The 25,796-nt window shown below is 28.1% G+C and carries 27 protein-coding genes and 2 pseudogenes; 28 read left to right on the top strand and 1 reads right to left on the bottom strand.

All coding sequences use genetic code 11. The features are described 5' to 3' along the window. Positions 1 to 4 precede the first annotated feature (4 nt). The 27 genes and pseudogenes from yajC (at position 5) to EJL03_RS03935 (ending at position 23,479) form a co-directional block, all read left to right on the top strand. The gene (gene yajC, locus EJL03_RS04045) at positions 5 to 442 is read left to right on the top strand and encodes a preprotein translocase subunit YajC (protein ID WP_206427335.1); all 438 of its coding nucleotides are present in this window, start codon (positions 5 to 7) and stop codon (positions 440 to 442) included. 78 nt (positions 443 to 520) lie between these two features. Then, positions 521 to 886 (top strand): TIGR04086 family membrane protein, encoded by a 366-nt coding sequence (locus EJL03_RS04040; RefSeq protein WP_125152689.1) that lies wholly within the window; start codon positions 521 to 523, stop codon positions 884 to 886. A gap of 69 nt (positions 887 to 955) precedes the next feature. Next, complete coding sequence (scfA, locus tag EJL03_RS04035) at positions 956 to 1,093, top strand: six-cysteine ranthipeptide SCIFF (protein WP_073004644.1); 138 nt, start codon at positions 956 to 958, stop codon at positions 1,091 to 1,093. A 58-nt stretch (positions 1,094 to 1,151) separates the two neighbouring features. Beyond that, positions 1,152 to 2,516 (top strand): thioether cross-link-forming SCIFF peptide maturase, encoded by a 1,365-nt coding sequence (gene scfB, locus EJL03_RS04030; RefSeq protein ID WP_125152688.1) that lies wholly within the window; start codon positions 1,152 to 1,154, stop codon positions 2,514 to 2,516. Positions 2,517 to 2,675: 159 nt separating this feature from the next. Further along, positions 2,676 to 3,938 (top strand): annotated as a pseudogene (secD, locus tag EJL03_RS16705) (protein translocase subunit SecD); the annotation flags it as partial. Positions 3,939 to 3,962: 24 nt separating this feature from the next. Next, on the top strand, positions 3,963 to 4,832 hold the full coding sequence (gene secF / locus EJL03_RS16700; protein ID WP_423243337.1) for a protein translocase subunit SecF: 870 nt from the start codon (positions 3,963 to 3,965) through the stop codon (positions 4,830 to 4,832). Positions 4,833 to 4,961: 129 nt separating this feature from the next. After that, positions 4,962 to 5,834, top strand: coding sequence for a DHH family phosphoesterase (locus tag EJL03_RS04020; protein ID WP_125152686.1), 873 nt, complete (start codon positions 4,962 to 4,964; stop codon positions 5,832 to 5,834). A gap of 103 nt (positions 5,835 to 5,937) precedes the next feature. Next, on the top strand, positions 5,938 to 6,456 hold the full coding sequence (locus tag EJL03_RS04015) for an adenine phosphoribosyltransferase (RefSeq protein WP_125152685.1): 519 nt from the start codon (positions 5,938 to 5,940) through the stop codon (positions 6,454 to 6,456). 100 nt (positions 6,457 to 6,556) lie between these two features. Then, positions 6,557 to 8,740, top strand: coding sequence for a RelA/SpoT family protein (locus tag EJL03_RS04010; RefSeq protein ID WP_125152684.1), 2,184 nt, complete (start codon positions 6,557 to 6,559; stop codon positions 8,738 to 8,740). Between the two features lie 10 nt (positions 8,741 to 8,750). After that, a complete protein-coding gene (gene dtd / locus EJL03_RS04005) occupies positions 8,751 to 9,200 on the top strand; it encodes a D-aminoacyl-tRNA deacylase (RefSeq protein WP_125152683.1) in 450 nt (149 codons plus the stop codon). Positions 9,201 to 9,224: 24 nt separating this feature from the next. Continuing rightward, positions 9,225 to 9,830: an MBL fold metallo-hydrolase gene (locus EJL03_RS04000; protein ID WP_125152682.1), complete on the top strand. Its 606-nt coding sequence runs from the start codon at positions 9,225 to 9,227 to the stop codon at positions 9,828 to 9,830. 28 nt (positions 9,831 to 9,858) lie between these two features. Further along, positions 9,859 to 11,277, top strand: a complete 1,419-nt coding sequence (locus EJL03_RS03995; RefSeq protein ID WP_125152681.1) for a coproporphyrinogen III oxidase — start codon at positions 9,859 to 9,861, stop codon at positions 11,275 to 11,277. Between the two features lie 124 nt (positions 11,278 to 11,401). Then, positions 11,402 to 13,195, top strand: a complete 1,794-nt coding sequence (gene aspS, locus EJL03_RS03990) for an aspartate--tRNA ligase (protein ID WP_125152680.1) — start codon at positions 11,402 to 11,404, stop codon at positions 13,193 to 13,195. Between the two features lie 123 nt (positions 13,196 to 13,318). Beyond that, positions 13,319 to 13,822 (top strand): M48 family metallopeptidase, encoded by a 504-nt coding sequence (locus EJL03_RS03985; RefSeq protein WP_125152679.1) that lies wholly within the window; start codon positions 13,319 to 13,321, stop codon positions 13,820 to 13,822. Positions 13,823 to 13,987: 165 nt separating this feature from the next. Further along, entirely contained in the window at positions 13,988 to 15,928 is a 1,941-nt protein-coding gene (locus tag EJL03_RS03980) for a glycosyl hydrolase family 18 protein (RefSeq protein ID WP_125152678.1), read from the top strand. Between the two features lie 262 nt (positions 15,929 to 16,190). Continuing rightward, complete coding sequence (locus EJL03_RS03975; RefSeq protein ID WP_125152677.1) at positions 16,191 to 16,385, top strand: hypothetical protein; 195 nt, start codon at positions 16,191 to 16,193, stop codon at positions 16,383 to 16,385. A 156-nt stretch (positions 16,386 to 16,541) separates the two neighbouring features. Then, positions 16,542 to 16,946, top strand: coding sequence for a nucleoside-diphosphate kinase (ndk, locus tag EJL03_RS03970; RefSeq protein WP_125152676.1), 405 nt, complete (start codon positions 16,542 to 16,544; stop codon positions 16,944 to 16,946). Between the two features lie 51 nt (positions 16,947 to 16,997). Next, the gene (locus tag EJL03_RS03965; RefSeq protein WP_125152675.1) at positions 16,998 to 17,270 is read left to right on the top strand and encodes a hypothetical protein; all 273 of its coding nucleotides are present in this window, start codon (positions 16,998 to 17,000) and stop codon (positions 17,268 to 17,270) included. 330 nt (positions 17,271 to 17,600) lie between these two features. Beyond that, the gene (locus tag EJL03_RS15970; protein WP_164508996.1) at positions 17,601 to 17,753 is read left to right on the top strand and encodes a hypothetical protein; all 153 of its coding nucleotides are present in this window, start codon (positions 17,601 to 17,603) and stop codon (positions 17,751 to 17,753) included. A 54-nt stretch (positions 17,754 to 17,807) separates the two neighbouring features. Further along, positions 17,808 to 18,098 (top strand): hypothetical protein, encoded by a 291-nt coding sequence (locus EJL03_RS03960; protein ID WP_125152674.1) that lies wholly within the window; start codon positions 17,808 to 17,810, stop codon positions 18,096 to 18,098. Between the two features lie 75 nt (positions 18,099 to 18,173). Beyond that, positions 18,174 to 18,311 (top strand): CPC_1213 family protein, encoded by a 138-nt coding sequence (locus EJL03_RS15965; protein ID WP_164508995.1) that lies wholly within the window; start codon positions 18,174 to 18,176, stop codon positions 18,309 to 18,311. A 17-nt stretch (positions 18,312 to 18,328) separates the two neighbouring features. Next, a complete protein-coding gene (locus tag EJL03_RS15960) occupies positions 18,329 to 18,475 on the top strand; it encodes a hypothetical protein (protein WP_164508987.1) in 147 nt (48 codons plus the stop codon). Positions 18,476 to 18,671: 196 nt separating this feature from the next. Beyond that, complete coding sequence (locus tag EJL03_RS03955) at positions 18,672 to 19,349, top strand: response regulator transcription factor (protein ID WP_125152673.1); 678 nt, start codon at positions 18,672 to 18,674, stop codon at positions 19,347 to 19,349. 1 nt (position 19,350) lies between these two features. Then, entirely contained in the window at positions 19,351 to 20,580 is a 1,230-nt protein-coding gene (locus tag EJL03_RS03950) for a sensor histidine kinase (RefSeq protein WP_125152672.1), read from the top strand. Between the two features lie 86 nt (positions 20,581 to 20,666). Then, entirely contained in the window at positions 20,667 to 21,620 is a 954-nt protein-coding gene (locus EJL03_RS03945; protein WP_125152671.1) for an efflux RND transporter periplasmic adaptor subunit, read from the top strand. 15 nt (positions 21,621 to 21,635) lie between these two features. Next, on the top strand, positions 21,636 to 22,298 hold the full coding sequence (locus tag EJL03_RS03940) for an ABC transporter ATP-binding protein (protein WP_125152670.1): 663 nt from the start codon (positions 21,636 to 21,638) through the stop codon (positions 22,296 to 22,298). Between the two features lie 11 nt (positions 22,299 to 22,309). After that, positions 22,310 to 23,479 (top strand): ABC transporter permease, encoded by a 1,170-nt coding sequence (locus EJL03_RS03935; RefSeq protein WP_125152669.1) that lies wholly within the window; start codon positions 22,310 to 22,312, stop codon positions 23,477 to 23,479. A gap of 75 nt (positions 23,480 to 23,554) precedes the next feature. On the opposite strand, the pseudogene EJL03_RS03930 reads toward EJL03_RS03935, so the two are convergent. Then, a pseudogene (locus EJL03_RS03930) lies at positions 23,555 to 24,124 on the bottom strand (ABC transporter ATP-binding protein); the annotation flags it as partial. Positions 24,125 to 24,690: 566 nt separating this feature from the next. Between EJL03_RS03930 and EJL03_RS03925 the strand changes: the two are divergent. Continuing rightward, positions 24,691 to 25,794, top strand: a complete 1,104-nt coding sequence (locus tag EJL03_RS03925) for a radical SAM/SPASM domain-containing protein (protein WP_125152667.1) — start codon at positions 24,691 to 24,693, stop codon at positions 25,792 to 25,794. The last annotated feature ends 2 nt before the right edge of the window (positions 25,795 to 25,796 follow it).

The following is a 25,796-nucleotide window of genomic DNA, read 5'->3' as shown; positions in this document are numbered from 1 at the left end:
GGAAATGTTGAATTTAAATGGTATAGTTTTAGCTACAGCTGCTCAACCAAAGGGATCAATCTTAGGAGGATTATTGATTCCTATGATATTAATGCTAGGATTCTTTTATATAATAGTATACATACCTGAAAATAAAAGAAAGAAAAAGTATAAAGGAATGTTAGAATCATTGCAGGTTAATGATGAGATAATAACTAAAGGTGGTATATTAGGTAAAATTATAAATATTCAAGATACATTTATAATTTTAGAAAGTGGTCCAAGTAGAGCTAGAATTAAATTAGATAAGAATGGAATTTTATCAGTTCTAAGTACTGTTGAAACCCAAAAAGAAGAGATTAAAGATTCTAGTAAAGAAGTAAAAAAAGAAGAAGTTAAAGAAAAAGTTAAAGAAGAAGTTAAAGAAGAAGTTAAAGAAGAAGTTAAATTTAAAGAGAACTAATTTTAAAAAAATAAATTCATTTCATCATAAAACACCTTTTGTCTACATAGATAATATTAGATGGGAGGTGTTTTATAAATGGAGAAAAGTAGTTTTTTGGATATAGGAGATGGCGTCCTAAGAAGTACTATAATAACTGTGGTATTAATGATTATATATGCAGTTATTATGAGTTTTATTGATTTAACTGAAAGGACAAACTCAATTTTTTACTTAGTTACATCAATAATAAGCATAATGTATGGGAGTATCTATGCTGTTAAAAGGATTAATAAAAAGGGATGGTTAGTAGGAGTAATTGTAGCAGCAATATATATGGTAATAATCTATATTGTATCTATTATTGCTGGAAATTCTGCGGCTATAGAAAGCACACAAATAACGAGGTTTTTACTTGCTTTAGCAGTAGGTTTACTATCGGGTATGATAGGGGTAAATCTTTGATAATTACTTTATTTTATTGTAGCTTTATGATATAATCAAACGGAAATAGATTTGATTGGAGGAATTCAAATGAAACATATAAGAACTATAAACAAATCAAATATAAAGAATAGCTTAAAGAAGCCTGGATGCAAGGAATGTGCAAATTCATGTCAATCAGCTTGTAAAACTTCTTGTACAGTTGCAAATTTAGCTTGCGAAAATTAATATAGAGAAGCAGTAACTTTAAGTTACTGCTTTAAGTTTAGTTGGGAGGAAAAAAAAGGTGGCAGATATTCATAAGTTTGTCCAAGATGGAGATTACTATATAATTGATGTGAATTCAGGATCAGTACATGTTGTTGATGAATTAGTATATAATATAGTAGATGAAAATGGATTAAGAAATAAAGAAGAATTGATAGGAAAATATAAAGAAAAATACAGTAAGGAAGACATATTAGAAGCTTATGAAGAATTAGAGGATCTAATAAAAGATGAGATTTTATATTCAAAGGATTTGTATGAAAATATAGGATTAAATGCAGGTGAAGGTTCATCTTATATAAAGGCTTTATGTTTAAATATAGCACATGATTGTAATTTAAGATGCAAATATTGTTTTGCTGATGAAGGTGAGTACAAAGGTAAAAGGCAAATAATGTCTGCAGAAGTTGGAAAAAAGGCTATAGATTTTGTTATAGAGCATTCAGGACCGAGAAAACATATAGAAATTGATCTTTTTGGTGGAGAGCCTTTAATAGCTTTTGATGTAGTAAAAGAAATTGTAGAATATGCGAAACAACAGGAAAAAGTACATAATAAAACTTTAAGATTTACAATGACTACTAACGCTACCCTGCTTACAGATGAAATAATGGACTATTTAGACAAAAATATGGGTAATATAGTCTTAAGTATAGATGGAAGAAAGAGAATAAATGATGATGTAAGAATTAGAGTGGATGGAAGTGGATCTTATGACTCTATACTTCCTAAAATTAAGAAAATGGTAAAGGCAAGGGATAAGGAAAAACAATACTATGCAAGAGGAACATTTACTAGAAATAATACTGATTTTTATGAAGATATCATGCATTTAGCTAATGAAGGGTTTGATGAAATATCAATAGAGCCTGTAGTACTTAAAGAGGACCATCCATTATCATTAAGAGAAGAGGATTTACCAAAAATATTTGAACAGTATGATAAACTTTATAAAGAAATGGTTAAAAGATATAAAGAAGGAAATATGTTTAAATTTTATCACTTTAATATAGATCTCCAAGGAGGTCCTTGTGTATATAAAAGGATATCAGGTTGTGGAGCAGGTCATGAGTATGTAGCTATAACCCCTTCTGGAGATATATATCCATGCCATCAATTTGTAGGAAATGAAGATTTTAAAATGGGGAACCTATTTAAAGAAGGCCTAGATGAAGGTATAGAAAAACAATTTAAAGAAGGAAATATTTATTTTAAACCTATATGTAAAGAGTGTTGGGCTAGATTTTACTGTAGTGGTGGATGTCAAGCTAATAATTTTAATTTTAATGGTGATATTCATATTCCTTATGAAATAGGATGCAAAATGCAGAAGAAAAGAATAGAGTGTGCTGTGGCTTTAAAATCTAAAATGATTGAAAGATAATTATAAAATTTAAAGTCAATATAGGTAAGCATATGCTTGCTTATATTGACTATTTTTTACAAGAGTAATATAATTTCTGTATATTGTAAGTATTAATGAGATTTTTTTGAAACTTTTAGAAACTAAAATGATATACTTAATAGGCAAAGGGGGATAAAAATGAAAAAAAAGAATTCCAGTAAAAGTGCTGTGTTATTTACACTAGCTATTCTTGTAATAGGCTTTTTAGCTTATGCTGGAGCTTTCGGAGTGCATAATATATTTAAAAGTGGATACAATGTAAAATCTTTTGGGCAAACAATAAAGAAAGGATTGGATCTTCAAGGTGGAGTTTCATTGGTAGAAGAGATTCAATCAGATAATGTAGATAATGCCACCATAGAAAGAACTATGGAACTGTTATCTATGAGAGTTAATAAGATGGGTGTTAGTGAAACCGTTGTGTCAAGAGAAGGTCAAAAGAAAATAAGAATAGAGATTCCGGGAATATATGATGCAAAAGGAGTTATAGATAGTGTAGGAAAAACAGGAGAATTAAAGTTTATAGGTCCAGATAAAAAGGTAATACTTACAGGAAAAGATGTTAAAAACGCTGTAGCACAATTAAATCAAGAAACTAATCAACCAATTATAAGTTTTGAATTAAATGATGAGGGTACTAAAAAGTTTGCACAAGCAACTAAAAAATTTATAGGGCAGCCTATATCAATACATATGGATGAAGAGGTATTAACAAGCCCTGTAGTAAACTCTGTTATACCTAATGGAAAGGGTATGATTGAGGGAAGTAAGACTTTAGAAGAAGCAAAAAGACAAGCCAATATTATTAAATCAGGAGCTTTACCTGTAGTTGTAAAACCTGTTGAAGTAAAAACAGTTGGAGCTACATTAGGATCAGATGCTCTTCCGTTAAGTATTAAAGCAGGTAAAATAGGTGTAGGATTAATTTTTATATTCATGCTTTTATATTATAGAGTTCCAGGATTAGTTGCAGATATTGCTTTGGTATTTTATATAGTATTAGTATTGTTAACCTTTGTATCAATGAAAGCTATATTAACTTTGTCTGGAATAGCAGGATTCTTGCTTACTATAGGTATGGCTGTAGATGCTAACGTACTTATTTTTGAAAGAATTAAGGAAGAATTAAAATCAGGAAAGTCAGTAAAATCTGCAGTAGATTCAGGATTTCATAGAGCACTAAGTTCCATAATGGATTCTAATATTACAACTATAATAGCAAGTATAGTGCTTTATAATTTAGGGTCAGGAGCAGTTAAAGGCTTTGCTCTTACATTAATGGTTGGTATAGTATTGAGTATGTTTACTGCTATTGTAGTTACGAGATTTTTGTTAAAGCTAGCAGTAGATATAGGGTTACTTAAAGGATTAAAATCTTTTGGAGTAAGAAAAACTTCTGAGGAAAGTAAACCAAGAACATTAAAAATTATAGAAAAAACAAAACTTTGGTTTGGAATATCTTTTGTTATAATATTATTAGGCATAGTATTTATGTTCAAAAGTGGATTAAATTATGGAATAGATTTTAAAGGTGGAACTTTAGTACAGATAAATATGAAGAAAGATTTCAATAAAGCAGATGTGGAGAATATAATTAATAAATATACTAAAGACTACTCCACTAATACGGCAACAGATACTAAAAATGAAATACAATTAGAAATAAGAAGTAATTCATTAACAGATGAACAGATTCCTAAAATGTATAAAGAAATAAAAGAAAAATATAAATTGCAGGATAAGGATTTAGTATCTCAACAAAGAATAGGACCATCGGTAGGAAAAGAGTTAACAAGAAAAGCTGTAATTGCACTTATAATTGCTAATTTAGCCATGCTTGTTTATATAGGATTTAGATTTGAGATTAAGTTTGGATTATCAGCTATATTGTCATTGGTACATGACGTATTAGTTACCATATCTATATATGCAATATTCCAAATACCCGTAAATTCAACATTTATTGCAGCTATTCTTACAATAGTGGGTTATTCTATTAATGATACTATAGTTGTTTTTGATAGAATAAGAGAAAATTCTAAAAAACATAGAAGAATGGGAGAAATTGAATTAGCTGATATAAGTATAACTCAGACTATGTCAAGATCTATAAATACAGTGTTAACAACATTATTTACTATTGTATCTGTTTGTGTAATTGTACCTTCTATAAGAGACTTTACAGTTCCACTTACAGTTGGAATAGTGTGTGGTGCATACTCATCAATATTTATAGCAAGTCCTCTATGGGTAATTTTAAAAAAATCTAAGAAAAAAAAAGCACTTGCTAAGTAAATTTCCATAAACCAGAGTATATAAGTGCTCTGGTTTATTTATTTGCAAAAAAAATATGCAAAGTATTTGTCAAAATACATATTTTAAATTATAATATATATGCTTTTTTATTTTTTGGAGGATAAAATTATGGAAAAAAAAGGTACAGATACGCAATTGTTAAAGCTTTCTACATTATATAATCCATTTTTATTAAAAAATATGGATGAGGCTTTAAAAAGAATTGTTAAGGCTGTGAATTTAAGAGAAAAAATAATTGTATATGGATGTTATGATTTAGATGGTATAACTGCAGTGTCAGTGCTTTTTTTGGTGTTAAAGTATTTAAATGCTGATGTGGAATATTATGTATCAGATAGCAAAAATGGCAAATTTGATATTGATGAGGGGATAGTGAGGAATCATGTCAAATTTTTAGGAACAAATTTAATGATAACTGTAGGTTGTGGTATAAACTCTTATCAACAGGTAGAACTGTGTAAACAATTGGGTATAGATGTAATAATAACTGATTATCACAGATGCAATAAGTATATACCTGAAACAATAGTAATAAACCCTAATCAAAAAGGATGCGGTTATCCATTTAAAAAATTATCTAGTGTGGGAGTTGTATATAAATTAGCACAAGCCATATCCTCCTATTATCAAATGAAATGTATAAGTAAATATTTAGATTTAGTTATGCTTGGGGCAGTATCCAATGATGTTTTATATATTGGGGAAAATAAATTAATGATAGATGAAGGAATATATCATATGAATTATACTAATAATTATGGACTTCAAGCTTTAATTAAAGTAAATAATATAAGACATGTTAATAGGGAAAATGCATATAGATTAGCAAAGAGTATTGTACCATCTAGGACTAGATCAAGAAGTCTGGATAATGCTAGAATAGCAGTAGAATTATTTACCACTTCTAATAGTGATAGAGCCCAGCAAATTGCTAAATATTTAAAAAATGAAATAATGATGAGTAAGTTTTGCGTTAAATAGTCAATAATATTGAATATACTATTATATTTAATATATAATAATATGGTGTTTAATAATATAGTATTTTAATGTTTGTAAAGAAAAGTTTTAGGGGGAAATAGTAATGGATTTAAGGGAAAAAATACGAGTAATCGATGGATTTCCAAAAGAAGGAATAAGTTTTAAGGATGTTACTACATTATTAAAGGATAAGGAAGCATTTAAATTCACAATAGATAAAATGGCAGAATATCTAAAAGATAAAAATATAGATATTATAGTAGGACCGGAGGCAAGAGGATTTTTATTTGGGGCTCCATTAGCTTATGCACTAGGTGTTGGATTTGTACCTGTAAGAAAAAAAGGAAAGCTTCCTTATGAGACTATAAGTATGAGTTATGATTTAGAGTATGGTACTGATGTACTAGAAATTCATAAAGATGCAATAAAACCAGGGCAGAGAGTTGCAATTGTAGATGACTTGCTTGCTACAGGTGGAACTATAAAGTCTGTTGCAAAGCTTGTAGAAGAAGTAGGAGGAGAAGTTGTATCTATAGACTTCCTTATAGAATTGATTGAATTAAAAGGAAGAGAAAAATTAGAAAAGTATGATTTAATGTCTTTTGTACAGTATGAAGTATAAGAAAATACAAATTGCAAGTTTCTACAAAATATTATATAATGTTAGTAAAAAAATAATGGCTGGTTTATTTAACCAGCCATTGATTTTAGGGGAGTAAAGTATGCTGGAAAAATTGATGAATAAGATTGATAAAAATTGCAGCAGTGTAGATAAGGAACTAATTAAAAAAGCTTATCAATTTGCTTTTGAGGCTCATAATAGGCAAAAAAGGGAATCAGGTGAGCCATACATTATACATCCAGTAGAAGTAGCGTGTATTTTAGCGGAAATGGGATTAGATACAGATACAATAGTAGCAGGATTATTACATGATGTTATTGAAGATACTGAATATACCTATGATGACATAGCTAAAGAGTTTAATAAAGAAGTAGCTAATTTAGTAGAAGGAGTAACTAAACTTGGTAAAATTGAATATAAAACAAAAGAAGAGCAGCAAGCAGATAATGTAAGAAAAATGCTTTTAGCTATGGCAAAGGATGTAAGGGTTATATTAATAAAGTTGGCAGATAGGCTTCATAATATGAGAACTTTAAAATATATGCCGGTTGAAAAGCAGAAAGAAAAAGCAAAAGAAACTTTTGATATATATGCTCCTCTAGCTCATAGACTTGGTATATCTAAAATAAAATGGGAATTAGAAGATTCAGCTTTTAGATATATAAATACTAATCAATATTATGATCTTGTTAAAAAGATAGTTGAAAAAAGAGCTGAAAGAGAAGCCTATATAGAAACGATAGTAAAGCAACTTAAAGAAAGTTTAGGTAATGCTGGTATAAAGTCAGATATAGAAGGTAGACCTAAACATTTTTATAGTATTTATAGAAAGATGATTAATAAAAATAAAACTTTAGAGCAAATATTTGATTTGACTGCAGTGAGGATATTAGTAGATACAGTAAGAGATTGCTATGCTGCACTTGGAATAGTACACACAATGTATAAACCTATTCCTGGTAGGTTTAAAGACTATATTGCTATGCCTAAACCTAATATGTATCAATCATTACATTCTACGGTAATAGGACCTCAAGGTAAGCCTTTTGAAATACAGATAAGAACTTTTGAAATGCATAGAACAGCTGAATATGGAATAGCTGCTCATTGGAAATATAAAGAAGGTAAAATAGCCGAGGATAATCTAGAATTAAAACTGAGTTGGCTTAGGGAAATATTAGAATGGCAAAGAGAGACTTCAGATGCAACAGAATTTATGGAAGGATTTAAAATAGATTTATTTTCCGATGAGGTATTTGTATTTACACCAAAGGGAGCAGTTATAAATTTACCTAATAATTCTACTCCTATAGACTTTGCATACAAGATTCATACGGATATTGGTAATAAATGTGTTGGAGCAAAAGTAAACAGTAAAATGGTTCCTTTAGACTATCTTTTAAAAACTGGTGAAATTGTAGAAATTATAACATCACCAAATTCTAAAGGACCAAATATATCTTGGTTAAATATCACTAAGAGTAATCAGGCTAAAAGTAAAATAAGGGCTTGGTTTAAGAAAGCTAAAAGAGAAGAAAATACTAGTAAAGGAAAAGAGTTACTAGAAAAGGAAGCCAAAAAACAGGGTTATAATTTTGGTGAGATTGCTAAAGGTGAGATACTTTCAGGTATTTTAAGAAGATATAATTTCAATACTTTAGATGATATTTATGCTGCTGTTGGAGTAGGGGATATAATGTCCTCAAATATTGTTAGTAAAATAAAAGAATTGTATGAAAGAGGTAATAAAATTTCTTTAATTTCAACACAGGATATTATTAACACTACAATTATTAAAAATAATAAAAATAATGAAAAGAAGAATAATAAAAGGGTTAATGACACAGGAGTTATAGTAAAGGGTGTTAGTAATTTATTAGTTAGATTTTCTAAATGTTGTAATCCAGTACCAGGTGATGATATAGTAGGATATATTACTAAGGGAAGAGGAGTCTCCATACACAGAAGTGATTGTAAAAATGTAGATATATTAAAAAAGGATTCGGATAATAAAATTGTTGAAGTAAGCTGGAGCACTGCTAAATCTGGAGCATATATTGCAGAAATTGAAATAAAAGCGGAAAACAGGGATGGGTTATTAGCAGAAATAATGGATATTATAACTCAGACTAAAACTCATTTATATGCTATAAATGCTAAGACAGGGAAAAATGTTTTAATTAATGTAAAGTTAAAAATATCTAATGTAGAACACCTTAAAGAATTAATGAAAAAAATTAGGAGATTAAAAGGTGTAACTGAGGTATATAGAACTAAGAATTAGAGGTGATAGTATGAGAGCGGTAGTTCAAAGAGTAAAATCATCAAAGGTAGAAGTAGATGGGAAAACTGTAGGAAGTATAAATAGTGGTTTAAATGTTTTACTTGGTATATCTAAAGAGGATAGTGAAAAAGATGTAGATTATCTAAAGGATAAGATACTAAATCTTAGAATTTTTGAAGATGACCAGGGAAAAATGAATAGGTCATTATTAGATGTAGGAGGAGAACTTATAGTGATTTCTCAATTTACATTGTATGGAGACTGCAGAAAAGGAAAAAGACCAAGTTTTATAGAAGCTTTAGGTGGTAAAGAGGCTAAAGTATTATATAAGGAATTTGTAAAAAGATGCAAAGAAGTTTTAGGTAAAGTAGAAACAGGGGAGTTTGGTGCTGATATGAAAGTTAGTATAGAAAATGATGGACCTGTTACTATATTATTAGATAGTAAAAAAACTTTTTAAAATATTTTTATGGGAGTTGATTGCATGAAAATAAAAAGAATCCCTGTGGGAGTTTATGCTGCCAATTGTTATATAGTTTTTGATGAAAATACTAGTGAGGGTTTAATTATAGATCCAGGTGATGAGAGTAGAATTTTAAAAAAAGAAGTAGATACTTTAGGTGTAAAGGTAAAGCATATATTTATAACTCATGGACATATGGATCATACAGGAGCAGTGTTGGATTTGAAAAATATTTTAGGTGCTAAGGTTTATATAAATGAAAAAGATGAGAATATGATAATAAATAGGGCTTCTATGTTTGGTACTTTAGAAAATTGTGGAACAGCTGATATTAAATTAAAAGATGGAGACAATTTTAAGGTGGGTTCACTTAAATTAGAATGTATAGAGACTCCAGGACATACTCTAGGAGGAATGTGTTTTCTTATTGATAATGTTTTGTTTACGGGAGATACTTTATTTCAAAGCTCTATAGGTAGAACAGATTTTGAAGGTGGAGACTTTGATATGATTATAAAAAGTATAAAAGAAAAGCTTTTGGTATTACCAGAGGGAACCATAGTTTTACCGGGACATGGTCCAGAAACTTCTATAAAGTATGAAAAAATGTATAATCCATTTTTATGATTCTTAGTTACTACACAAAGGAGATACTATGACAATTAATATAAAGTTAAAAAATATTAATTACAGATATGAAATTTACCAAATGTTTAATTTGTTTTATCCATTAAGTGAAATAAATTTTAATAATGTAAATTATAATTATAAGATATCTTTAGAAAAAAACGGTATAATTATAGAGGATGAATTTTTAAAAGAGGAATATATAAATGATAAAAATATTAATGAAAAGGGAAATTTAAAGAAATCTATTTATAGTTTTTTAAATAAAAAAACTGGTAAAATATTTCCATGGGGCACTTTAGTAGGTATAAGACCTAGTAAGATAGCTCTTTCAATGCTAATTAAAGGAAAGAGTGAAGAAGAAATAGTGGATTATTTTACCAGAAATTATTTTACTGATAAAGAGAAAGCAAAACTTTGTATAAGAATTGCAAAGATGGAAATTAAAATGGTAAATAAGGATAAAAATAAGATAAGTTTGTATATTGGAATGCCATTTTGTCCCACAAGATGTTTATATTGTTCTTTTGCTTCAAATCCCATAACTAAATGCAAGAAAATGGTTCAACCATACTTAAGATCATTAGTAGAAGAATTTGAAGGAATATCTAAATATATAGAGAAAAAGGGGTTAAAAGTACAAACTGTATATTTTGGTGGAGGTACTCCAACATCTGTAAATGATGAAGAATTTGAATATATTATGAAAAAAATATATAATAAATTTATATATGGCAATAATATAGAGGAATTTACAGTAGAATGTGGAAGACCAGATAGTTTAAGTTATAAAAAGTTTAAAGTTATGAAAAGATATAAGGTAGATAGAATCAGCATAAATCCACAAACAATGAATGATGATACATTAAAACTTGTTGGTAGAAATCATACAGTAAAAGATGTTATAGAAAAGTATAATATGGCAAGGAAACTTGGGTTTAATAATATAAATATGGATATAATAGTGGGGCTTCCAAAGGAAGGATTAACCCATGTTAAAAATACATGTAGAGAAATTCTAAAATTAAATCCAGATAGCATTACTGTTCATGGAATGTCAATTAAAAGAGGATCTGATCTTTATAAGAAACTAGAGCTAACCCATACTAATCACAATGAACTAATGGAGATGTATAAAGAAACAGTGAAGCTTGCTGAAGATTTATTAATGGAGCCATATTATATGTATAGACAAAAAAATATGAAAGGCAACATGGAAAATATAGGTTATTCTCATAAAAACAAACATTGTATATATAATATTCAAATGATAGAGGAAAAACAGACCATCATAGCTATGGGAGCTGATGCTGTTTCTAAAGTAGTATTTTTAGATGAGAATAGGCTGGAAAGAGTACCTAATGTTAAAGATGTAATAGAGTATAATAAAAGAGTTGATGAAATGATAAAAAGAAAAATTGAAGCATTAGAAGAGTTATATAATTAATTTATATAAGCTTTTAGTGTTTACAAATAATTTTTGGCAATGTAAATATATGTGTCTTAATAGAGGCACTACTATATAAATTACTATCGGCTTTCAATTAGAGTTGATAAGAGGAGGAAATGAAATGGGAGAAGCATTAAAAGGACTAAAGAGAACCATAATGTGTGGTGAACTTAGGGAATCCCATGTAGGCAACAAAGTTACTGTAATGGGATGGGTTCAGAGAAAAAGAAATCTAGGGGGATTAATATTTGTAGATTTAAGAGATAGAACTGGAATTCTTCAAGTAGTATTTGGGGAAGAAATAGATAAAGAAGCTTTTCATAGGGCCGATACAGTTAAATCTGAATACTGCATTGCAGTTACAGGAAGTATTATAAAAAGACAATCTCCAAATGAAAATATACCAACAGGTATGGTGGAATTAAAGGGCGAAAATATAAAAATATTATCAGAATCAGAGACACCGCCTATATACATAAAAGAGAATTTAGATGCAGCTGAAAATATAAGATTAAAGCATAGGTATTTAGATTTAAGAAGACCAGATATGCAAAGAATTTTAATGGTTAGACATAAGGCTGCAAAAGCTGTTAGAGACTTTATGGATTTAAATGGATTTTTAGAAGTTGAAACTCCAATGCTTACTAAAAGTACACCTGAGGGAGCAAGAGACTATCTTGTGCCAAGTAGAAATTATCCGGGAATGTTTTATGCATTACCACAGTCCCCACAATTATTTAAACAATTACTTATGGTATCAGGTTTTGACAGATATTTCCAAATAGTAAAATGTTTTAGAGATGAGGATTTAAGAGCCAATAGACAACCAGAGTTTACACAGATAGATTTAGAAATGTCTTTTGTAGAAACAGATGACGTAATAGATTTAAATGAAAAATTAATTAAGTATGTATTTAAAAATATAATAGATGTAGATGTAAAGCTTCCTATAGAAAGAATGCCTTATAAAATTGCTATGGAGAAGTATGGAAGTGATAAGCCGGATCTAAGATTTGGAATGGAAATAGAAAATATAAGTGAGGTTGTACAAAATTCTGAATTTAAGGTATTTAAGGATTCATTAAATAATGGAGGTTCTGTACGTGCTATAAAAGCTGAGAATTGTGCTAATATGGGAAGAAAGCAGATAGATAAATTAGCTGATTTTGTAAAAGGATTTAAAGCCAAAGGATTAGCATGGATTGCATGCAAGGAAGATGAAATTAAATCACCTATAGCTAAATTTTTATCAGAAGATGAAATGAATAACATAGTTAAAAAAATGAATGCTAAAGTGGGAGACTTAATATTAATAGTATCTGATGCTAAAGATAAAGTTGTATTCCAAAGTCTTGGGCAGTTAAGACTACATTTAGCTAAAGAGCTAGAGTTATTAAAGGATAATAAAGAGTTTAGATTTGTATGGGTTACTGAATTCCCATTGGTTTCATATAATGATGAAGAAGATAGATGGGAAGCGGAACATCATCCATTTACAATGCCAATGGATGAGGATATACCTTATCTAGATACTGATCCAGGTAGAGTTAGAGCTAAAGCTTATGATATCGTACTAAATGGAGAAGAGTTAGGTGGAGGAAGTATAAGAATTCATGATACTAATCTTCAGCAAAAGATGTTTGAAGTATTAGGATTTACTAAAGAGAGAGCATGGGAAAGATTTGGATTCTTACTTGAAGCATTTAAATTTGGACCACCACCACATGGAGGATTAGCTTATGGTTTTGATAGAATGATAATGTTTTTAGCAGGAACTGAAAATATAAAAGATGTAATAGCTTTCCCTAAGAATCAAAATGCGTTCTGTCCATTAACAGAGGCACCTAATGTAGTGGATGAAGTGCAAATAAATGAATTAGGAATAGCTACCACAAAAAAAGAAGAAGATAAATAGTTTTAAATAAGGTAAATGTACTTTGAGACGTTTACCTTATTTTTTAATTAAGTATATATAGTATATTGTTTTTAGGTTTTATATAATAGTAATTAAGTTTATGTAATTTGGGGGGGAGGAGAAGTGATTAGCAAAATTTTATTTTTAGGTATTTATTACTCAGTAGAAATCCTTTTTTATGTAGAAACAAAAGTAAAGATTTTTATTAGAGGTAAAAAAATAGAAATATATATGCCTAAAAAGTGGTGTGGAAATATACAATATAACAAAATTGTTATAGATAACATTTACATATGGTATAGGAAGTTAGCGAGAGAGTTAATAGGAGAAAAGCTAAAATTATATAGTGAAATTGTAGGAGTTAAGTATAATAATTATAGAATTAAGGAACAAAAAACACGTTTGGGAAGTTGTTCAAGTAAAAAAAATTTGAATTTTAATTGGAGAATTATTTTAGCACCTGAGTGGATAATGGATTATATTATAATTCATGAATTATGTCATATAAAGCAGATGAATCATTCTAAGTTGTTTTGGAAGGAAGTAGAAAAATATATGTCTGAATATAATGAAGCAATATTTTGGATAAAAAACAATATAAATACATTATATATAGAATTTTTATGATAGTTGTGGCATAATGGTAAATATATGAATAGTATAAAATTAGTTAAAACTAGACTATATGAATGTATTTTACACTAGTTTTAATTAAATTTTGTAAAAGCCTCTTTCTTTTCCAATATTTCCCCAAAGTTAGAGGAAAAAATATTTATAAGGGAGGAAATTTATATGACAAACTGTAAAAAGAAGAAGCTAAAAAGGAGGATAGGAATATTTCTATCTCTGTTTATGTTTTTTAGCTTGATTCCATTTGGAGGAAGTAGCGTTAAATCAAAAGAAAAAGGAAGTAATAAGAGAATTGTAGCCTATTTTACAGAATGGAGTGTTTATGGTGGACATGATAATTATAAAATATCTGACGTGCCATGGGATAAAGTTACTCATATAAATTACGCATTTGCAACTATAAAAAATAATAAAATAGCTCTATTTGATGAATGGGCTGCCACGGGCATTAATTTTGGTGATGCTTGGGATTCACCATATAATGGTAATCTCGGACAAATAAAAAAATACAAAAAAAAATACCCAGATGTAAAAGTATTAATATCTATAGGGGGATGGAGTCAATCAGCTGGGTTTAATAGTGTAGCTAAAACTTCACAAAACAGAAAAGTTTTTTCAGATAGCGTTGTAGAGTTTATTCGCCAATGGGATTTAGATGGTGCTGATATAGATTGGGAATACCCTACATTTAAGAGAGAAGGAGATAAAGTAGATAATCCTAATGATCAAGGTACCCCTTGGGCGGATGAAGATGAAAAATATACTTTTACACTTCTTTTAAAAGATTTGAGAGAAGCTTTAAATAATGCAGGTAAAGAGGATAATAAATACTATGAGCTTACAGCTGCAGTTGGAAGCGGTAAGGATAAAATAGAAAAAACAGAGCCACAAAAATATTCACAATATTTAGATTTTATCAACATAATGACCTATGATATGAATGGTGCATGGGAAAAGATAACAGGACACCAATCACCTTTATATAAAAACCCTTATGATAATCATGAAGATATAGTAAAGAATTTTTATAATGTAGATGAAGCAATGAAAATATTTGAATCTTTCGGTATACCAAAGGACAAACTTGTAGTAGGATCACCTTATTATTCTCGTGGTTGGATGGGAGTAAAAAATGATGGACCTATAAAGGAATTACCAGGATTATTTGCTACTGCAGAAGGTGGAGCAAAAGGTATATGGGATGGTGGACGTGCAGCAGGATGCAACCCTTATCATTATATTAAAGGTACTTTAGAAAAAGATTCATCTTTTAAAAAGTATAGAGATCCTTATTCAAAGGTGCCTTATTTGTACAGTGAATCTAAGGGAGAAATGTATACTTATGAAGATGAAGTATCATTACAAGAAAAGGTTAATTATGTAAATAAGAATGATTATGGTGGAATAATTTTTTGGGAATTGGCAGGAGATTCACCATTAAAAGGAAGCGATTTAACGGATGTTATTTATAAGGGATTTTTTCAAAATGGTGAAAAACCCTCAGATGATAAGTTACCTTTAAAACCAATATTGTCTATAAAGAATAATGATAATTATGGTAACTATGATATTCTTATTAATATTCCATCTAATAGTAGAGGGGATAGAGTTAAATTATATGAAAATAATAAATTAATATTGGAAGAAAATATAAACAATGTATCTCCCAAGAGTATAATTAAAAATTTTAAAGAAAAGGAAAAAGGGAAATATATTTATACAGTGGATATAATTAATAAATATGGTGTAGCTAAAAGTAATACCCTTGAAGTGGATGTAACAGATTATCCTAGTTCACCGGATAAGGAAAAACCAGGGAAGCCTATTTTAACCTACGATAATGGTTCATCACTTGATGGAAATTATAATATAACAATGAACATGTGGTGGGGAATAAATGGTAATAAAATCAAAATATATGAAAACAATTTTTTGATTCATGAGGCTAATTTAACCTCTAATTCGCCACAAGCTCAAAAGTATAGCTTGGAAATATATGGAAGGAAAAATGGCAAGTATGTGTATAGTGCAGAGCTTATAAATGAATGTGGTAGTAGTAAAAGTGATGATTTAGTTATAAATGTAACTAATAGTGACTATTAAGGATTATAATCTGGATAGTAAAAATATGATTATATTAAATTAAGCTTAAAAGAGACCTAACTATAGTTTATATATATAGTTAGGTTTTTTTATAAATTTTAATTGGAATTAATGCATAGAATTTGGAAAAAAGTATAAAATATCACTAAAGAAGATTAAATGGTGTGATACATTAAGCTTTTCGTCCTATATATGGATGTAAAGAGTAATGTTCATATAAATATAACGTATTATAAAACACAGTATGTAAGGAGGAGTATATGTGGAACTAGAGACAAAGGACATTATAAAAAAGAAGCTGTTAGATGCACAAGAGAGTGTTAGAGACTACCAGTGTTATTCAAAAAGAATTGATGATAATCCAGAGCTAGCGGTATTGTTTAAAGAATTTGCAGAAGAATCAGCTATGCAAGCACGTAAGCTTCAACAGGTATTAACTAGCTACGAAGAAAATTAATTTAATTTCAAGAGTATTCATTAGAAAAATATAGAAAATAAGGAAGTAATTAAGTGCTTTCTTATTTTTTTTAATTAGTAATTATTTATTATATAGTAAATATAAGGTATAATTATATTAATACATTAAAATATTACAGAAAAGAGGGGATTGCTTATGGAGAGAACTTTAGTGTTAATAAAACCTGATGGAGTAAAAAGAAAGCTTGTAGGGGAAATAATAAGTTACTATGAGAGGAAGAATTTAAAAATAGTTGATTTCAAATTGATAAAAGCAGATAGAGAAACTGCAGAAAGCCATTATATTGAACACAAAGGTAGAGAGTATTATCAGTCTCTCATTGATTATATAACGGAAGGTGAAATAGTGACTATTTTATTAGAAGGAGAAAATGCCATAGGAATTGTAAGAAAAATAAATGGAGCAACTGATCCACTACAAGCGGATAGTGGAAGTATTAGAGGAAAATATGCTTATAGTAAACAAAGAAATTTAGTTCATGCATCAGATAGTAAAGAAAATGCAAAAAGAGAAATAGATATATGGTTCCCTGGAATATAATATTAATATGAGGACTTTTATAAAATTCAAAACTCAATAGGGGGGATTATTATGATGTTAAAAAAGGATGAAGTAATCAAGATAGCAGAGGAAATATTATGTTTGCTTCAAATAAATGGATATAATATAGAGCAGATGTCTCCGGAAGAAGTAGGTGAGTTAGTTGATGAGTACTTAAATGACTTATATCAAGATTTTATTGAAAATTATGACAACATTTACGAGGAATATACTTGTTCTTATGATAATTTTGAAGACTATTATAAAGATTTTACAAAAAAGTTTAGAAATAAAAGCATACATATAGATGATTATTTAAATTAACTATTATACATATATAGAATTTTTGTGATTAAAGTAAAGATAATAGCATATATTATTTAAATATATTTAATAATATATGCCTTTTTTAGTAACATAATTTATGAAGTTATCATAAGTTATGTATATATTATAGTTTTTATGTGTATAATATTTTAGTAAGAGATAAAAATTTAACAAAGTTAGTAAATGTTAAATAAGACGATTAAAATGAAGTAAAATATAGATAAATTTTACAAAATATTAAATATATAGTGTAATTCTTTCTTGTAATATGGAAAAAGTAGGATTATAATAATCTTAGTTATAAGTAATATAAAAGGGGAAATAATAATGAAGGCAGTAGTAAAAGGATTTGAAGATGAGTATGTTATTTGTAAAAGGGAAGATGGCATTATAATTAATATATTGTTGAAGTTTATGCACAGAGTGGAGAAAGGTGAGATTATAACGTTACCAGACATAAAAAATATAAATTTAAATTAGGGAAATTACTTGTATATTAATATACTTATAAAGTTATGGAGGTGTTTTGAGTATATGGAAAATGAAACTTTGACACTAGAAAAATTGGTAAACCAAATAGACAATATAGTTTTAGATAACAAAGAGTTTACTAAGTGTGAATATGATAGGAGAAACCTAATACTAACTCTTGCAGTAGAGAGTTTATCTAAATATGAATTAAAAGAGATAAGTAAAGAGGAGATGCTTTCACTAATAGATGCTATTGAAAGGTTTTATGATTTAGATAATCCTGAAGTTGTAGATAATAAAGTAACAGGGAAAAGTTTTTATATATTTAAACCTGTTAAAAAATTAACAATATAAAATTTAATCACAGATTATATGCTTAGAATAAAACTCCTTTCTTTAGAAAAACTAAAGATGAAAGGAGTTGTTTTTATGGACAATACTATAAAAAAGACAAAAAATAATAAAAAACATGATGGAAAATTCAGAAAAAAGAAGATTAAGCATAACTCTCAAGAAGAAAGTTCAAGAGTAATTTTTGGAGACTTAAAAGATGAAAAATTAGATTAATAAGGTGGGATTTATATATGTTAGAAGAAAATATGGATGATTTAAAAAAAATGGCAAGGCAAATGATTATAGATGGTAAAACTAATGAAGAAATAAGAAAAAAAACTAACCTTAGAGAAAAAGATGTAAAAAAAATTCAAAAAGAAATAATATCTAAATTTTAGACATATTAATAAAAAGCTATTATAAAATAAAAAGTTATTTTGTAATAGCTTTTTTTATAAAAATTAATATATTTTTAATTGTACAATATAAGCTTGTATACTTAAAGAATTTATGATAAAAGTAAAATGTCTTATATTAAGAAAATATTTTTGGTAAATAATATTTTATACAAGATATAGAAAGAAGTGAATAAAAATGAAAGCTTTAGTAATAGAAGATGATTACCTATTATCTGAAACAATTATCAAATCTATAAAGGACTATTTTGTGTGTGAATATGCTACGGACGGTGAAGATGGTTTATATATGGCAGAACAAAACATTTATGATGTAATTATATTAGATATAATGCTGCCAAATAAAAGTGGATATGAGGTTTTAAATGAATTAAGAGAAAAAAAAGTGTTTACTCCTGTACTATTTCTTACGGCTAAAGATTCTATAGAAGATAAAATTAAAGGATTTAAAATTGGGGCTGATGATTATTTGGTAAAGCCTTTTTATAGAGAAGAATTGCTTATGAGATTACTTGCATTGGTAAGAAGAATAGGAGTATTTGTGGATAATGATATTCTTAAATTTAAAGAAATGAAGCTAAATGTAAAAAATAAGAAAGTATATATAAAAGGTGAGGAAGTTAATTTAAAAGGTAAGCAATATGATATCTTAGAATATCTTATAAATAATAGAGGGACTATAGTAACTAAATCTCAAATTTTTGATAGAATATGGGGGTTTGATTCTGATACTACCATCAATGTTATAGAGGTATATGCTAGTAACTTAAGAAAAATTTTAAAACAATATAATTATGATAAATACATAAAAACTATAAGAGGGTTAGGTTATATGATTGAAGAAGAGGGTAATTAGGATGAAAGATAAAAAAAAAATAAAATTAATTATTATTAATATTTCTATATTTGTAGCTATATTTTCAATCTTTTCTATTGTAACTTATAAAACAATACAATCTACCCAATATCGTAATATAGATTTTGAGTTATTGGAAAATAGGAAGAATCTAAAAAAAATTTCTAAAAGTATAGAACCATTTATGATTAAATCTAATCCGCGAATAACTGTAATCTTTAGAAATAATAATGGAGATATTCTAAATAAAGGGCCAATGATGGAATATTATAAAATTAATGAAAGAGAACTAAGGCCTAATAGGCTGGATGAAATATATAATATAACAGTACATAGTGATTCATTTAGAACATTGGCTTTTTTAGTAAATTTTTCTGGTAGACAAATTACTGTACAAATTTTAACAAATGTAAATTCTATTGAACAAATGATGGATAATCTTTTAAATATATTGATTATTGGAGGGATAATAATTTTATTTGTATCAATGGGTGCAAGTTGGTATTTAGCAGGTAAAAGTATGGAGTCTATAATTGAATCTTGGAAAAAACAGAAATTATTTGTGGAAAATGCATCCCATGAGCTTAGAACACCTCTTGCAATAATACATTCAAGACTAGAAATTATTCTTAGGGAACCTAATGCTAAAATAATTGATAAATATGATGATATAGAACCGGCTTTAATGGAAACAAAAAGAGTTTCAAAAATGGTTTCAGATCTTTTAACATTAGCCAGATCAGATTCAAACACTATAGAATTAGAAAAAAAAGAAGTTAACTTAAAAGAATTATTAGATAAGGTTATACAGCCTTATAAAGAACTAGGAGAAATGGAAGGTAAAAAAGTAAATATAGATATAGAAAATGTTTCTTTATATTGTGATGAGGGAAGGATTCAGCAACTATTTATTATTTTATTAGATAATGCATTAAAGTATACAGATAATGGAGAAGTAATAAATATAAGAGTTTTTAACAAAGATAATAAATGTTTAATTTATGTTGAGGATGAAGGTATAGGAATAAAACAAGAGAATAAAGAAAAAATATTTGAAAGATTTTATAGGGAAGATAAAGCTAGAACAAGAGAAAGTGGTGGTTCAGGATTAGGATTATCTATAGCAAAATGGATAGTTGAAAAACACAATGGAAGTATTGAAATTCAAACTAATATTCCCAAAGGTACCAGAGTAATAATTAAATTAAGGATAAAAAAAGAGTACAGTTAATCTGTACTTTTTTTCTTTAAGTTTATTTTAAGGTTAATAAATTAAGATAAAGTCATGAAATTATATCAGGGAAGGATAGTGTAGAAATGAAGAAGGAAGTAATAGGTGCAATAGTTACAGTAACTCTTATAAGCGGAGGTATAATCTCGTATAATTATATTTGTAATAATAGAAGAGTTGAGCAAAAAGTTAATGAATATACTAAAGTAAAATCAATCAAGGGAGATATAGAAAAATCAATTTCAGGTTCTGGAAGTATACAAACGTCAAGAATTGATGCAATAAAATATGATTATAAAGATACTGTAAAGGAAGTTTTAGTAAAAGAAAATAGTGTAGTTAAAAAAGGGGATATATTAATTACTTTTGAAAGGGGAAATGTAATAACAGCTCCCTATGATGGAATTATATCTACAGTAAATGTAAAGGCAGAAAGTAATGTTAATTCAGGGCAAGAGGTTTTAACTATAAAGGATAATAAAAATCTAGTTATTAAGATTCAAGTAGATGAAAAAGATCTATCATCAATTAAAAACGGTCAGGTAGTTAGTATAGTATCTAATGCCTATAATAGAGAAAAGTTTTCAGGAAAAGTATCAGATATAAGTGAGCAAGGAGAATACTCAAATGGTGTAACAACTTTTCAGGTTACTATAACTATAGACGATGTAAAAAATTTAAAAATAGGTATGTCTGTAGAAACTAAAATTACAGTAGAATCTAAAAAAAATACATTACTTATTCCAATTAATGCAGTAAAAACTTCTAATGGATCAAAGCATGTTTTAATATATAGTGAAGAAGGAGTAACAAAAACTAAAAAGGTTGAGACAGGTATATCTAATGACACATATGTAGAAATAACCAGTGGACTTTCTGAGGATGATGAGATAATGATAAAAAATAATACCAATAGTAATAATAAAATTGAATCAAAAGGTGGAATGCAAGGAGGATTTGGTAAAATTAATGACAATGGTAGGGTTAAGCAAGATGAAAATATGCAGCAAGAAAGGTCAAGTGTATCAAAAAATAGATAAAGAGGAGAAATAATTATGTTAGAATTAAAAAATATATCCAAGTATTATACTTTGGGAGATGATTTAGTAAAGGTGTTGGATGATATTAGTTTCTCTGTAAATAAAAGTGAATTTGTATCCATAGTGGGCCCTTCTGGCTCAGGAAAGTCAACACTTATGAATATTATTGGATGTCTAGATACAGTAGATTATGGTACTTTTATTTTTGATGGTATAAATATAGAAAAAGCTAATGAAGTACAATTAGCTAATATAAGAAATAAGAAAGTGGGATTTGTATTTCAAAATTTTAATTTATTATGGAAATTAACGGCAGTAGAAAATGTAGAAGTTCCACTTTTTTATAGAGGTATAGCAGCAAAAGAGTGCAGAACAATTGCGTTAGATTATATAAATCGTGTTGGACTTAAGGGGAGAGAAAATCATAAACCTAATGAACTATCAGGTGGACAACAGCAAAGAGTTGCTATAGCTAGAGCATTGGCTGGAAATCCAGATATAATACTAGCAGATGAACCTACAGGGGCTTTAGATACGAAGACATCAAAAGAGATTATTAAGTTGATTAAAAATTTACATAAAGAAGGGCAGACTATAATACTAATTACACACGATAATGAAGTTGCTAAGGAAGCTGAAAGAGTCATAAAAATAATAGATGGAAGGTTATACGAATAGAGGTGATTTAGGTGAATTTTCTTCAAACTTTAAAGTTATCAATAAAAAATATTATAAGTAATAAAATGAGATCTATACTTACAATGATAGGAATAATTATAGGAATTTCATCTGTAATAGTTATGGTAGCAATAGGGAATGGCTCTTCAAAGAATATAATGGGACAAATACAATCCTTAGGTACCAATTTGATTTATGTTAGTGTGATGAATAATAACAAAATTACTACAGAAGATTTGAGTAAAATTAATAAGATACAAGGAGTAAAAAATTTGGCGCCATCTTTATCTATCAATGCCACATTAAGTTTTGATGAGATATCGGAATCATATAATGTTACAGGAGTAAGAGGGGAGTTTTCTGACATAAGGCAATTAAATGTTGCCTCTGGAAGATTTATTTCTGATGTGGATGATGAAAATAGAAGTAAGGTATTAGTCATTGGTTCAGATGTTGCATCAGATTTATTTCAATTTTTAAATCCTGTGGGACAGAGTGTAAAGGTCAATGGTGAATCCTATAAAGTTATAGGGGTATTAGAATCACAAGGGAGTTCAATGAGTGGAAATATTGATGAAATGCTAATTGCACCATTAAGTACAACTGTAACACTAGCCCAAACTACCAATATTACTAGTTTATATATAGAGACTGAAAGTGAAAAAATGGTGGATTTAGTTACAAATAATTTAGAAATGTATTTTACAAATAAATTCAATTCTAATAGAAGTAATAAAAAGACTTATACTATTACCAGCCAAAAACAATTACTAGAGACTATGGGATCTGTAACAAAGACTTTAAGTGTATTACTTGGAGGTATTGCAAGCATTTCTCTTATAGTTGGAGGTATTGGAGTGATGAATGTAATGCTTGTTTCTGTAACTGAGAGAACAAAGGAAATAGGAATCAGAAAAGCATTAGGTGGACAAAGAGGAGATATAATGTCTCAATTTTTAATAGAGGCTTTAGTTTTAAGTTCTATGGGAGGCTTAGTAGGTGTTACTACGGGATTAGGAATAGGAAGTATTGTATCAAAGTTTGGAATTAACGTAGCTTTTTCTATGAAAGTTACATTAATAGCATTTTCTTTTTCTATGGTAGTGGGGATAGTATTTGGTATTTTCCCCGCTTATAAAGCAGCAAAACTAAAACCAATTGATGCTCTTAGGTATGAATGATGCTTTACTGAATAAATAATTTAGTCTAATCTATTAAAAATAATTAATAGATTAGACTTTGAGTTAGGATTAAATCTATTTAAGAAAAACTAATTTACCTGAATTAATGCCCCAGATTTCATCAAAATAGGTACAAACATTTTTTGAATGGGTTACGATAATAACACATTTATTTTCTTTATGTGCTAATGAGACTAAAATATTCATTATTTTTTTTTCGGCATCTTCATCTAAATTTCCCGTGGGTTCATCTGCAATTATAATGTCAGGGTCATGTGAAAGTGCTCTAGCAATACCTATACGTTGCTGTTCTCCTCCAGATAGTTTCAATATTTTTCGTCTAGCCTTTTCTTTATCAATGAAAACTTTATCTAATATATTATAAGCATCACTTTCTTTATGTTTAACTCCACTTATGTTCATGGATAAAATTATATTTTCTAAAGCTGTTGCATTGGTAAGTAAATTATAACTTTGAAATATTACTCCGATATTTTTGGCTCTATATAAATCTCTATCTATAGATTTTATATCTTTATCTTTATATAGGATTTCCCCTGAACTACATGTATCTAATCCAGAAATCAAAGATAAAAGAGTGCTTTTTCCTGCTCCAGATTTTCCTACAACACCATATATTTTACCTTTTTGTAGCTGCTTTTTGTACTAGCCTAGGGCAGGTACAAGGACAAAATTTAATATGTATAGCTCAATTTAAGATTAATTCCTCTTCCAATTTTGCTAAACAATTGTTTTCGAATTTATACTATTTTGAGAACCTGATTGTTTAGGGAAGTTGGATAGAACCTCAAAGAATACCTGGAAGGTTCTTTCCGCCTACTAAAAAATAAAGCTTAAGAAAAGTAATGAACCTAAATATTATAAAAGTTGCATCTTTTATAATTGTTGTATAGGTAAGTGAATACCTACAATATATTTTTGTTATTTAAGTATTATTTATACAAAAAAAACTTTTTTTGTTTTTTTTTGTATTTTTATGATATGATATATATCAATATATATATATATAATATGTATCATTATTAGAGGGGAGTGAATGTAGATGAAATACGAACAGCCAATAGTTGAAACTTTTGTTGCATGGGGTAAATGCTAAGCTAAAGTTAAAAAAACTAATTTAAAAATAAGCTTTATGTAAAACATAAAGCTTATTTTTAAATTAATTATAGATTTTAAGGAGTGAATAGAATATGAGAGATTTTTTTTCAGCACCAGGATTAGTTGACATAAGTATTACTAATAGATGTAATCTTAAGTGTGATTATTGTTATGCATCTTCTGGCCCTGAAGCTATAAGTAATCAAGAACTAACGTTAGATGATTTTAAGCGCTTGTTTGATGAGTTAGAAAAATTAAATGTACATAGAATTTCTCTAAGTGGTGGAGAACCATTTATTAGAAAAGATTTTTTTGAAATTTTAGAAGCAACTCAAAAATACAGATTTGCAAAAATTATAAATACAAATGCTACACTAATAGATAATGATATAGCTAAAAAATTATCTAATTACAAATTTGATAGAATTTGTGTAAGTTTAGATGGTAGTAATAAACAAACTCATGAAAAAATAAGAGGAAAAAACACTTTTGAGAAAACTATAAATGGAATTAAAAATTTACAACAATATAAATTGCCTGTATCAACATTATTTACTCTTAATAAAAATAATGTTGACAATTTAATTGAATGTATAAAATTTAATGAACAGTTAGGGATAACATATATGAAAGTAATGGTAGTCTGTCCTACTGGACGAGCTTCTGATGGAGATATATTAGTTACTAAAGAACAGTGGTATCCAGTATTTTTACAGTTATCAAAAATGATGTTTAATAAAGAGATAAAACTTCATTTCAAAATTGTTCCTCCAAATGAAAGTGAAGTTTTTTGGTTATATTACTTTCCTTTAGAATATTACAATAGATTAGATCTATTACCTGTATGGGGACAAAATAATATAATTAATAATTCATCCAAGAGAGATATTTCATGTCAATCCGGTATAAATGCATGTTCTATAATACAAAATGGTGATGTTTATGGTTGTGATTTAATGATTGGTATAGATGAGTTTAAAGCCGGAAATATAAAAGAAAACTCATTTGGAGAAATTTGGATAAAATCTGAAGTGTTTAAAAAACTTCGTAATATAAATTTTGATGATTTGCAAGGTAAATGTAAAAAGTGCAATAAAAGCTGGTGTGGTGCAGGTTGTAGATCTGCCGCATATAATCTATATGGTAGTATTTATGGTTCAGATGAAAGTTGTTATTATGAATCAGAGGAGGAATAAGT

This window comes from Clostridium rectalis (assembly GCF_900626095.1).
Taxonomy (GTDB): domain Bacteria; phylum Bacillota; class Clostridia; order Clostridiales; family Clostridiaceae; genus Clostridium_AS; species Clostridium_AS rectalis.
The sequence above is the reverse complement of the archived record's forward strand: the minus strand, read 5'-3'. Positions and strand labels throughout refer to the sequence as shown.